This window comes from uncultured Thiodictyon sp., assembly GCA_903837595.1.
In the GTDB taxonomy this organism is placed as follows: Bacteria; Pseudomonadota; Gammaproteobacteria; order Chromatiales; family Chromatiaceae; genus Thiodictyon.
Genome location: CAILVI010000367.1, coordinates 1 through 11,888, shown reverse-complemented (window position 1 = coordinate 11,888; position 11,888 = coordinate 1). Strand labels below are relative to the sequence as shown.

At 68.3% G+C, this 11,888-nt stretch carries 6 protein-coding genes; 2 read left to right on the top strand and 4 right to left on the bottom strand.

From position 1 onward, the window contains the following. Positions 1-66: 66 nt before the first annotated feature. Both QZY44_RS21190 and QZY44_RS21185 read right to left on the bottom strand, forming a co-directional pair. Positions 67-510, bottom strand: a complete 444-nt coding sequence (locus QZY44_RS21190; RefSeq protein ID WP_295451639.1) for a sel1 repeat family protein — start codon at positions 508-510, stop codon at positions 67-69. Positions 511-607: 97 nt separating this feature from the next. After that, positions 608-1,420, bottom strand: coding sequence for an inositol monophosphatase family protein (locus QZY44_RS21185; protein WP_295451632.1), 813 nt, complete (start codon positions 1,418-1,420; stop codon positions 608-610). Between the two features lie 139 nt (positions 1,421-1,559). On the opposite strand from QZY44_RS21185, the gene QZY44_RS21180 reads away from it, so the two are divergent. Beyond that, complete coding sequence (locus QZY44_RS21180; RefSeq protein ID WP_295451626.1) at positions 1,560-3,572, top strand: transglycosylase SLT domain-containing protein; 2,013 nt, start codon at positions 1,560-1,562, stop codon at positions 3,570-3,572. A gap of 172 nt (positions 3,573-3,744) precedes the next feature. Here the strand turns inward: QZY44_RS21180 and QZY44_RS21175 are convergent, their stop codons facing one another. Both QZY44_RS21175 and QZY44_RS21170 read right to left on the bottom strand, forming a co-directional pair. Beyond that, the gene (locus QZY44_RS21175) at positions 3,745-5,628 is read right to left on the bottom strand and encodes an EAL domain-containing protein (protein ID WP_295451618.1); all 1,884 of its coding nucleotides are present in this window, start codon (positions 5,626-5,628) and stop codon (positions 3,745-3,747) included. 185 nt (positions 5,629-5,813) lie between these two features. Beyond that, the gene (locus tag QZY44_RS21170; RefSeq protein ID WP_295451614.1) at positions 5,814-8,102 is read right to left on the bottom strand and encodes an EAL domain-containing protein; all 2,289 of its coding nucleotides are present in this window, start codon (positions 8,100-8,102) and stop codon (positions 5,814-5,816) included. Between the two features lie 660 nt (positions 8,103-8,762). Between QZY44_RS21170 and QZY44_RS21165 the strand changes: the two genes are divergently transcribed. After that, positions 8,763-11,831: a chemotaxis protein CheB gene (locus tag QZY44_RS21165; protein WP_295451608.1), complete on the top strand. Its 3,069-nt coding sequence runs from the start codon at positions 8,763-8,765 to the stop codon at positions 11,829-11,831. Positions 11,832-11,888 lie beyond the last annotated feature (57 nt).

The following is an 11,888-nucleotide window of genomic DNA, read 5'->3' as shown; positions in this document are numbered from 1 at the left end:
TGCGTCTACCAGTTTCGCCACCCCGGCAGAGGAGACGGGCATTATAGGTCAAAGGCAGCGGGATTGTCAGCCCTCATCGAGCCCGGCCAGTCGGCGCCAGCGCGCGGCCTCCGCGCTGTCCTGGGGGACGCCGCGGCCTTCCTCGTAGAGCTCGGCCAGCGCGGCTTGGGCGCCGGCCAGGCCCTGGTCGGCGGCCAGGCGGAAACACACGGCGGCCCGGGCCGGGTCTTGCGCGGTGCATTCGCCCGTCAGGTACATGTAGCCGAGCCCGTGCTGGGCTGGCCCCAGGCCGGCCACCGCGGCGGCCTGCATGGCGCGGTAGGCGAGCGCGGGGTTGCGCGTCATGCCGAGTCCGTTCTGGGCCATGATGGCGATGCGATACTGGGCCTGCGGCTCGCCGGCCGCGGCCAGGGGGCCGAGCAGCCCGACGGCGCGGGAGAATTGCTTGGATTCAAAGGCGGCGATGCCGCTGCCGAGCGCCATGTCGTGTTCGCTGGTGTCGTCGGTCATGTGGGGGTCTCGGGGGTGGGTAACCATGGATCAGCACGTGCGGCAACCCGTCGCGGCCGGGGGGCCGCTCCTACGCGCGTCCCCCGGCCGCGACGATCTAAGGCGCGATGAACGGCAGGTCGATGAAGGCGAGCCATTGTTCGAGCAGCGCCGGGGTTGCCGCGGCCACCTGGAGTCGCGGCTCCAGGTCGAGCCCCGCCGCCGCCGCGCTGCCATAGGGGCGATAGGCGCGCGAGGCGACCCCGGCCTCGTCGGCGATCAGTTGGCCGGCGGCATAGTCCCAGAGCTTCTGGCCGCCGTGCAGATAGAGTTGGAAACGCCCGGCGGCGAGCCAGCACCATTCCAGGGCGGAGGCTCCCAGGTTACGCTGCGAGCGAAAGCCCCCGGGGCGGAACAGCGCCGGGATGCGCGCCGCGGGCAGGCGCTTGAAGTCGACCATCGCCAGGCAATCGCCGAGTCGGGGGCCGGGGGCGAAGGGGGCAATCGGCGCGCCGTTGCACCAGGCACCGCCGCCGCGCCGCGCACAGAAGCACTCGTTGCGCACCGGGTCCAGCACGGCGCCCTGGACGACCTGACCGTGCTCGACCAGGGCCAGCGAGATGGCGAACCCGGGGTAGCCGCCGGCATAGTTGCTGGTTCCATCCAGGGGGTCCAGCACCCAGATGGCCTGGTCAGCGGTGCCGAGCAGCTGCGCCTGCTCGTGCTGGGTCATCTCCTCGCCGAGCAACGGGATGCCCGGCCAGATCTGGGTCAGGGCCGCGGTGATGCTGGCCTGGGCGGCCGCGTCCGTTTCAGTCACCAGGCTGCCGTCTGCCTTCGCGCTGGACTTGACGTGGTGGAAGCGGGGCATGATCTCGCTGTGTGCGGCCGCGCGCAATACCTGCGTGAGTCGCTGAAGGTCGGGGTGCATGGTGTGCCTCGTGTCGGCCAGTGAAGCTGCGGCAGGTTCGCCATTATGACCAATCCTGAAATCCACAGATGACCTCAAATGCTCTATATTCATCGGTGAAACTCCGTGTTCGTCTGTGGATTCAGGAGGAGAGGCACTGATGTCCCGTTACCCCGCCGTCGGCCTTAAGGCCGCGTCACTCGCCTTGGTGTTGCTCCTGAGCGCGGTCGCGCGGGCGCAGGACCCCGATCTGGCGGGATTTCTGAACGCCGAGGCGGCCTTGAAAGCCGGGGACCGGGCGAGCTTCGCCGCGCAACTCGATGGCCTGCGCGCCGATCCGCTCTATCCCTATCTGCGCTTCGCCGAGCTCGACCTCAGGTCGGCACCGGACGGGGCGCTGGCGGCCTTCCTGGCCGAATTCCCGGACACGCCCCAGGCCGAGCGGGTGCGCGCCGCGGCGATACAACGCCTGGCCGCGGCCGGGCGCTGGGCGGATCTGGCGCGGCTGGTGCGGCCGGACGATGAGTCGGTTGAGCTGCGCTGTCTGGGGTTGCGCGCACGCGTGGAGACGGGTCAGGCGCCGCTTGTGCTCACGGCGCAACAGCTGGAGCCACTCTGGCTCGTCCCCCGCCCCCAGCCGGCCGCCTGCGATCCGCTGTTCGCCGCCTGGCGCGCGCGCGGCGCTCTGGATGCCGCGCTCATCTGGCGGCGCATCCGCCTCGCGCTGGGGGCGGGGGAGACCGGGCTGGCGCGTCAATTGGGATTGCTGCTCCCGATGGCGGAGCGCCCCCGGCTGGAGCGTTGGCTCGCGGTGCGGGCGCGGCCGGCCCTGGTGCTGGAGCCGGCGCCGGCCGGCGATGACCCCGTGGCCGCGGCCATCCTCGCCGATGGGATCGAGCGGCTGGCCCGGACCAACCCGCGCGGTGCCGCCGCCGCGCTCCAGTCCGGCCGCGCCTTGCTCGCCAGGGACGCAATGGCCTTGGACCTGGCCCAGGCCGCGGTGGGACGGGCACTCACCGCGGCCGGCGACCCGGCGGGTCTGACCATCTGGGATGGGATGTCCGCCGGGACGGCCAATCTGGCGGCGCAGGAGCAACGGTTGCGTGCGGGGATCGCCCAGCGGGACTGGGCGCGGGTGGCCGCCTGGGTGCAGCGGATGCCCGCCCTCACCGAGAAGCGCGACCGCTGGCTCTATTGGCTGGGGTATGCGCAGTCGGCCCTGGGTGATGAGCGCGCGGCGCGCGCCACCTTCACACTGGCGGCGGAGGCGCGCAGCCTGTGGGGTTTGCTGGCCGCCGACCGGCTGGGGCTACCCTATGCCTTGGAGCCACGCCCGGCCCCGGCCGAGCCCGAGCGGATCCGTCGCCTGGCGGGGGCGCCCGCGATGGTCCGCATTCGGCTGCTGCGCGTGCTCGGGCGCGAGGCGGACATGCGCCGGGAGTGGCGCACCCTGACCCGGTCACTGGAGCGCCCGGACCTGCTGGCGGCGGCCTATGTGGCGGATGCGCTGCGTTGGCATGACCAGGCCATCTTTACCCTGGCCCGCACCGACTATTGGGATGACCTGGAACTGCGCTTTCCGCTCCCCTATCGCGACCTGGTGGACGGGCAAGCGCAGCAGACCGGGCTGCCGACTGACTGGATCTATGGTGTGATCCGCCAGGAGAGCGTGTTCAATGCCACCGTCGCCTCCCCGGTCGGGGCTTTGGGTCTCATGCAGTTGATGCCGGCCACGGCCCGGCAGGTGGCCGCCGACCTGGGGCTCGCGCCGCCCACCCCCGCGACCATCCTCGACCCGGGACTTAATCTGCGGCTCGGCAGCCGCTATCTGGCGCAGTTGCAGGAACGCTTTGGTCATGCCGCGCTGGTCACCGCGGCCTATAACGCGGGACCGGCGCGCGTCGCGCGCTGGCTGCCGAGCGAGTGCACGCCGGCGCCTCTGTGGATCGCCGCCATCCCCTACGATGAGACCCGCGGCTATGTGGAACGGGTGTTGGCCTATCGGGTCATCTACCGCGCGCGCCTGGGACTCCCGCCCGAGCGCCTGAGCGACCTGCTGCCGCCGGTGTGTGCTCCGGCGGGAACGATCCCGGTAGCGGTTGATCCGAAAAAGAGCGGCATACCGACCCCAACGGTGTCGAACATACCAGCCCAGGGCAACGCCCTGGGTTAGCGTTGTTTATTCGGCCTAGCCCTGAAAGGGCGTGACAGAATGGCGGGGTTCCTTATGTCACGCCCTTTCAGGGCTGCGGTCCGTTATCCGTCATACCCAGGGCGTTGCCCTGGGCTGGTATGTCGTGCCCCTTCGGGGCTTGACCAGCCGCAAGACTAGGCGGAATACGGTACTAGGTCGTGGTGGGTTGCGCCTGGGTCGCGGTGCGGTCCGTGGCGATGCGACGGCAATACTCCTCGAATTCGGTCGGCGGCAGCGCGCGGGTGAACAGGTAGCCCTGACCGATCCGGCAGCCGGCGGTCTTAAGTGACTGCGCCTGCGCGGCGGTTTCGATGCCTTCGGCCACGACCCGTAACCCCAGCGCCTCGCCCAAGACGATGATGGCCCGGGCGATGGCCTCGTTGTTCGCGTCCCCCGGGAGGCCATGCACGACCGTGTGATCGATCTTGAGCCCGCGTACCGCCAGCCGCTTGAGTGAGGCCAGCGAGGTGTTCCCGGTGCCGAAATCGTCAATGGTGACCTCGATCCCCAGATCGACCAGGTGGCGGATGTTCTCCAGTGCTGAGGAGGATTCCACCAGTGATTTACCGTCGGTGATCTCGACCGCCAGGGCGCCGCGTTCAAGGTGGACCCCGGTGAGCGTGGCGGCGATGCGTGTGGCCAGATTGGCGGTGCGCAGTTCACGGTGGGACAGATTGATCCAGAGTGTCACGCCCGCCAGCAACCCCTGCTCCCGCCAAGCGTGCAATTGGATGGCGGCGGTGCGCACCACCCAGGCGCCGATGGGGACGATGAGACCGCTGGACTCCGCGAGCGGAATGAACCGCTCGGCGCCGATCAACCCCTGTTGGGGATGGTGCCAGCGGATCAAGGACTCGACCCCGACGATCGCCCCGGTGGCGAGATCGTGCTGCGGCTGATAGTGGAGGACAAACTCGCCCTTGGCCAGCGCTTGGCGCAGGGCCGTCTCCACCGAAAACTGGGCCACGGCGCGGGTCGTCATCTCCTGCGTATAGTAATGGAAGCAATCGCGGCCCTGCTCCTTGGCCTGGTACATGGCCGCATCGGCGTTGCGCACCAGGGTGTTCACGTCGGCACCGTCCTGCGGGTAGAGGCTGATGCCGATGCTCACCGTCACATACAGCGAGCGGTCCGGCAACTCGATGGGCTCCTTGAACGCATCAAGCAGTTTTTGCGCCACCAGCGACGCGTCGCTGCCGTGCTCCATGGGCCCCAGGACGATGGTGAATTCATCGCTCCCGAAGCGGGCGATGGTGTCGTCGCTGCGCATCTGCTCGCTGATACGCCGCGCTGAGGCTTGCAGCACCTGATCCCCGATCGGGTGCCCCAGGCTGTCATTGATGTTCGTCAAGCCGTCCAGGTCCAGTAGCAACAGGGCCACCTGGCGTTGCTGCCGATGGGCGTGGCGCAGGGTCTGGTCCAGGCGGTCGACGAACAAGAGTCGGTTGGGCAGTCCGGTGAGCGTGTCGTGGTGGCCCGTTTGCACGAGCTCGCGCTCGCGTTCCTGCAATTGCTCGGTGAGTCGCTGCTGCTCGGTGTGGTCGAGGAGTGCAACCAGGCAGCTAGGCGGGTTATCCGGTCCGCGGTGGATTACCAGGCGCAGGGTACGCGGCCGCTCAGCCTCCGCGGCCAGGTCTACCTCGATTGCTTGCTCGGCGCCGGTTTCCAGTGCCCGCTCCAGGGCGGCGAGCAGCACAAACATCCCACCCGGGGCGAGCCGCGTGCTGAGAAAGAGGCTGGTGCTGCGCTCCTGCGTCACGCCGAGCAGTCGGGCGGCGGCCAGGTTCATTTGGGTGACCCGGCCGCGGCGATCCAGCGTGGCATAGGCCACCGGGGCGAAGTCGTAGAGGTCCCGGGACTCCGCCAAGGCCTGTTGGACTGAGCGCAACTCGCGATTTTTGATCTCCAGTTCGAGCTGATGGATCTGGAAGTCATGTACGACCCGCCGCAAGTCGGTGACGTCCACGCTTTCCTGCCGCAGGGTGGCCAGGGTTTCAGTCAGGGTGTTGTCGGAGAGGTCTTGGAGGGTGGCCATGCGGCACTCGCGTTGGATGATGCGTGGGGGGACCGGTTAGGGAGGGCCGCGGTGCGGTGGGCGCCGCAGCGGTTCGATAGGCTCAAGTATAAACGCCATCGTGGTGGCGTGTTGCGGGCCGCGCCCTTGGTTGATGCGGCGCGCCGCAGCGTCGTGCTCAAGCAGTGACCGCGTGGGGGCGCGTCTTATCCACCGGATACGGTTGCCGCGGCCTGGCGGCAATAGGCCGCGCAGGCGTCCGCCGGGAGCGCCCGACTGTAGCGGTGGCCCTGGCCGATCCGGCAGCCGGCGGCCATGAGCCAGTCTGCCTGGGCCTGGGTCTCGACCCCCTCGGCGATGACCTCCAGATTCAGGGCTTGGCCCAGGGTGATGATGGCCGCCGCGATGGCGCGGTCGTCCGCGCCTCCCGGGAGCCCGGCGACGAATGAGCGGTCGATTTTCAGCCCCCATACCGGCAGGCGCTTGAGGGTGGCGAGCGACGAATAGCCGGTGCCGAAGTCGTCGATGGCAACCGCGATCCCGAGCTCCGCCAGGCGTCGGATATTCTCCGCCGCGGCCTCGGGGTTGGCCATGACCCAGGTCTCGGTGACCTCCACGGCCAGGATGCCGGGCGCGAGCCCGATCTCGCTGACGATGGCGCCGATGTCCTCGGCCAGGTGCGGATTACTGAGATCCCGGCTCGACAGGTTGACCGCCATGGCGGCCCCCGCGAGCAACCCCTGGGCCTGCCAGTCCTGCATCTGGGCGGCGGCGGTGCGCAAGACCCAGGCGCTGATCGGGACGATGAGCCCGGTGGACTCGGCGAGTGGGATGAAGCGCTGCGGTGCGACCAGTCCGAACGTGGGGTGGTGCCAGCGGATCAGGGCCTCCAGCCCGACGACCCGACCGGTGCTCAGTGCATGCTGGGGCTGGTAGTGGAGTACGAATTCCTGGTTGGCCAGCGCCTGGCGCAGGGCGGTCTCCAGTGATACCTGGGCCAAGGCGCGCTCGGTCATGTCCTGGGTGTAAAAGCGGAAAGTGTCGTGGCCCTGGTCCTTGGCCAGATACATGGCGGAGTCGGCGTTGCGTACCAGGGTGTCCACGTCGGTGCCGTCCTGCGGGTAGAGGCTGATGCCGATACTCGCGGTCACATAGAGCCGTTGATCGTCCAGTTCGAAGGGTTCCTCGAAGGCCTCGACCAGCGCGTGGGCGACCCGCGCGGCGGCGTCGCCCCGCTCCAGTGCCCCCAGGATGACGGTGAACTCATCGCCGCCCAACCGGGCGACGGTATCGCCCTCCCGGACCAGTGCGCGCATGCGCGCTGCCGCCTGCTGGAGCACGCGATCCCCGGCCGCGTGCCCCAGGCTGTCATTGATGACCTTGAATTGGTCCAGGTCCAGGAACAGCAGGCCTACCTGATGCCGCTCCCGGTGGGCGCGACGCATGGCCTGGGTCAGCCGGTCGGCGAACAGCAGCCGGTTGGGCAGCCCGGTGAGCGGGTCGTGCTCGGCCAGGTGTTCGAGTTGCAGTTCACGCTCCAGGAGTTGTTCGGTGAGTCGCCGGTGCTCGGTGATGTCACGGGCGGACTCGATGACACCGATGATCTCGCCCTGGGGTCCCCACAGTGGAGAGGCGAGCAGTTCCACCGCGTGTTCCTCTGCGTTCTCCTCCCGGTGCCGATGGACGACCTTGGCCACCCGCCCGCTGGCGAGCACCTCGCGCACCGGGCAGGGGTATTCGAAGCCCGCGCAGGGGGCCTCGCGCCCGTGCATCGCCAGATGGCAGGTCAGCGGTTGGGTGTTCGTGCCGCCACGCCTGTCGGCGGCTGCCCGCGCCGCCGTATTCATCAGCATGATGCGGTAATCGGGACTGACCACCAGCAAAGGGTCGGCGGCCCCGTCGACGACCGCTTGCAGGAACTGCCGTTCGGCCAGGACCGTGGCCTGGGCCTGTTTGATCTCGGTGATATCGATGAGTGCGACCCGGCAGGCCGGTGGCTCAGTCACCCCGGGGTGTGGCTGTTCGCGCTCGATCAGCAGGCGCAGGTCGCGCGCCTCGGGGCGTCCCGGCCCTCGACCCAGACCGACCTCGAGCGACTCCTGCTCGCCGGTGTCGAGTACCCGCGCCAGGGCGGCCAATAGGCTGCCCGAGGCCCCGGGGGCGAGTTGTGTGCCCAGATACAGGATCGGCAGGCGTCCGCGCTCCAGACCCAGTAACCGGGTCGCCGTCAGGTTCATCTCGGTGACCTGGCCCCGGCGGGTGAGGGTCGCATAGCCCACCGGGGCAAAGTCGTAGAGGTCCGCGTAGCGGTCGCGCGACTCCTCCAGTGCCTGCTGGGCGTCGCGCAGTTCCCGGTTCTGGAGCTCGAGCTCGATCTGGTGGACCTGCAGGTCATGCAACACCCGCCCGGGGTCGGCGGGCTCCCGGGACTCCTGGCGCAGCCTGGCCAGGACTTCGCTCAGTGAGCGGTCGGAAAGGTCTCTAAGGCCAGTCATGGGGGGCTCTTGTGCGGGGGCATCGTGATCGCAGACACTGTAGGCGATTTCCACATCGGTCGGGTGGGTCAGCGCCGCGTATGCACCATCCCGCCTCGCCGATCGGTTCGGCCGCCCCAGCCGCCAGGGTATCAAAATAGCAGAGTTGCGAGCGGGTGCGCAGCGTCTTACAGGATTTTACAGTCCGCCTGAGGGGCGCAGCGGGCTATATCCTGTAAACTTAGGGGGTGCCGCCAGCGCGCAGGTCGTAGGATGGGCGAGGGGCCGCGTGAGCGCCGGCACCTTGGCCTTGATCAACGTTGCGGTCAGCGGCGGTCCGGGTGCAACTGGAGGTTGAGGCTTTTCCGTGAAAGTCGCGCCGGGAGTGCGCTCCACTTCTCCCTCCCCCCTTGTGGGGGAGGGCCGGAGAGGGGGAACGGACAAGGCGCCCGCCACTTTCATCTTGCGGGGTGGCGCGGGCGCCATGGCCGTTAGCCGGTGGCGGTCTCCAATATATCCAAGAGAAAGCAGCGTCGTTTGCGCGCTGAACCGGCTAAAGCCTCGACCTGCTGTGTGCTTATGGCCGCAACGACGATCAAGGCCGGCTCGCGAGCCGCGCCGCCTTGTGGTTGTCGAACACCAGGCGCGCCGGTACCGAACAGCCAACCCAGGAGCCATTGTATGTCCGAACCAACGCAGCCGCCTGAAGCAACCGGGTCACTGGATGCCGCGCCAGCGGCGGATGGTTTGGCCGATGAGGACGCCTCTGCGGCTGCCGATGAGACGCCAGATGGCGGCGCGGTTGGGTCCTCGGAAGCCCGGTCAACCTGCCCGGTGGTGGGCATCGGCGCCTCGGCCGGCGGTCTGGAGGCCTATCGGCGGCTGGTGGAGCACCTGCCGACCGATACCGGCATGGCCTTTGTGTTGGTCCAGCACCTGGACCCCCAGCACCGCAGCCTGCTCGCGGAGTTGATCGGCAGCGCCACCCGGATGCCGGTCACCGAGGCCACCGACGGACTGGCGGTGCAGCCCAATCATATCTACACCATCCCGCCCAACGTGACGCTTGGCATCCTGCACGGGCGGCTGCAGATCCTGGAGCGGATCACCGAGCGCGGGCGCCACCTGCCGGTGGACGACTTCTTACGCAGCCTGGCCGCGGATCAGGGCGACCAGGCGATCGGGGTGGTGCTCTCCGGCACCGCCTCCGACGGTACCGCCGGCTTGGCCGCGATCAAGGCCGCCGGCGGGCTCACCCTGGTGCAGGATCAGGTGAGCGCGGCCTATTGGGGCATGCCCGGGAGCGCGGTGGCAGCCGGTTGTGCGGACCTGATCCTGCCGCCCCAGGAGATCGCCCAGGAGTTGGCGCGCATGGCCCGGCACCCGCTGCTGCGCCAGCGGCTTCCGCCGGAGGATGCCATCGCGGGCGACGGTGCGGCTAACGCGCTGGCGAAGATCTATCTGCTGCTGCGCTCGCGCTCCGGTAACGACTTTGCACTCTATAAGCAAACCACCGTGCGGCGGCGCATCCGGCGGCGCATGTTGGTCCACAAGTTGGACCGCCTGGCGGACTATGTGCGCTTCCTCCAGAGCACGCCGACGGAACTGGACGCCCTGTTCCAGGACATGCTGATCCAGGTGACGGGTTTTTTCCGTGATCCGGAGACCTTCGCCGCGCTGCGTACATTGGTCTTGCCGCAGGTGTTCACCGCCTACCGGGTGCGGGCGGGGGCCCAACTGCCGTCCCAGACCCAGGTGCGGATCTGGTGCCCGGCCTGCTCGACCGGGGAGGAGCCCTATTCATTGGCCATGACCCTGCTCGAATGCCTGGGCGAGGAGGAGGGCGCCCCGGTGCCGCCCGTCGCCATCCAGATTTTTGCCACCGACATTGATGAGCAGGCGATCGCCACCGCGCGTCGCGGAGTCTATCCGGAGCGGATTACCGCGGAGGTCTCAGCGGAGCGGCTGCGGCGCTTCTTCGTCAAGGTTGGTGGCGGTTATCAGGTGAATAAGGCGCTGCGGGATCTGTGTATCTTCGCGGTCCAGAATGTGGCCAAGGACCCTCCATTCTCGCGGCTGGATCTCGTGTGTTGCCGCAACCTGCTGATCTATTTTGGTCCGGTGTTGCAGAAGCGGGTCCTGCAGGTGTTCCACTATGCGCTCGAGCCGACGGGGTTCCTGATGCTGGGACCCTCCGAGACCATCGGCCAGCAGGCGGACCTGTTTGCACTGGTGGATCAGCCGTCGAAGATCTATGGGAAAAAGTCGGTCGCCGGGCGGCTGGGCTATGAGTTCACCCCGCGTACTCCGGTGCAGGACGGCCTCACGGAGCCGCCACTGCCCAAACCCGTCGGCCTCGGCCGCCACCCCCAACAGGAGGCGGATGAACTGGTCCTGGCCCGCTACAGCCCGCCGGGGGTGATCGTGAACGCGGATCTTGAGATCCTGCATTTCCGCGGCCAGGTCGGGCGCTATCTGGACCCGAGCCCGGGGGCGGCGAGTCTGAATCTGCTCAAGATGGCCGGCCGCCGGCTGTTCGTGGCCCTGCGTGCCGCGCTGTCCCAGGCGCAGCAGTCGCACGCCCCGGTGCACATGCCGGGTGTGGCCTATGAGCGCAATGGCGGTGAGGGGGTGGTCGATCTGCAGGTGTTGCCGTTGCGTACCCCGGTCAATGGCGAGTCCTGCCTGTTGGTGTTGTTCGAGGCGGCCGGGTCCGAGCCGCACGGGGTGCCGGCCGAGGCTCAGGCCGTGCCCAGGCTCTCCGGGGACGATTACATCGCCAGCCTGGAGCGGGAACTGGCCAGCAACCGGGACTATCTCCAGGCGGCCATCGCCGAGCAGGAGGGGACCAACGAGGAACTGCGTTCGCTCAACGAGGAGATCCAGTCGGCGAATGAGGAGTTGCAGAGCACCAACGAGGAACTGGAGACCGCCAAGGAGGAGCTGCAGTCCACCAACGAGGAGTTGGTGACGGTCAATGATGAGCTGGAGCACCGCAATACCGCCCTGGCGGCCGCCAACAACGACATCACCAACATGCTGGCCAGCATCAACCTGCCGATCCTGATGCTGGACAATGAACTGCGTATCCGTCAGTTCACCCCCCAGGCGGAGCGCCTGCTGAACCTGATCGGTGCCGACTTGGGCCGGCCGATCGGCAACATCAAGCCGAACATCGACATCCCGAATCTGGATGCACTGGTGCGCCGCGTGATTGATCACCTGAGCATCGAGAGTCTGGAGCTTCAGGACAACGCCGGGCACTGGTACTCGGTGCGGGTACGGCCCTACAAGACGCTGGACCACCGCATCGACGGGGCGGTGATTACCTTCATGGACATCGATGAGATCAAGGAGGCCGAGCGTCTGCGCACGGCCCTGACCGAGGAGCGGCGCCTGGTGGTGCTGGTGCGCGATGCGATGGACGCCATGACCGTGCAGGAATTCGATGGCCACATCCTGGCCTGGAATCCGGCCGCAGTGCGGACCTATGGCTATAGCGAGGCCGAGGCCCTGGCGCTCAACATTCGCCAACTGATCCCGGACGCCGCGCTGGCGGACCATGAGCGGATGCTGGCCCAGCTGCGTCAGCCCGGCGCGTTGCCACTGGAGCCCTATCGGACCCGGCGCCGTACCCGCGACGGGCGCGAACTGGAGGTGTCGCTAGTGGCCACGCTGCTGCTCGGCCCCGAGGGCAGACCCTATGCCCTGGGCACCACTGAACGGGAGCTGGGTGCCGCTGCGGCGTAGGTCGCCCTGAAGCCCCGTCGCGGCCGGGGGGCCGCTCCTACGTGCGTAGGAGCGGCC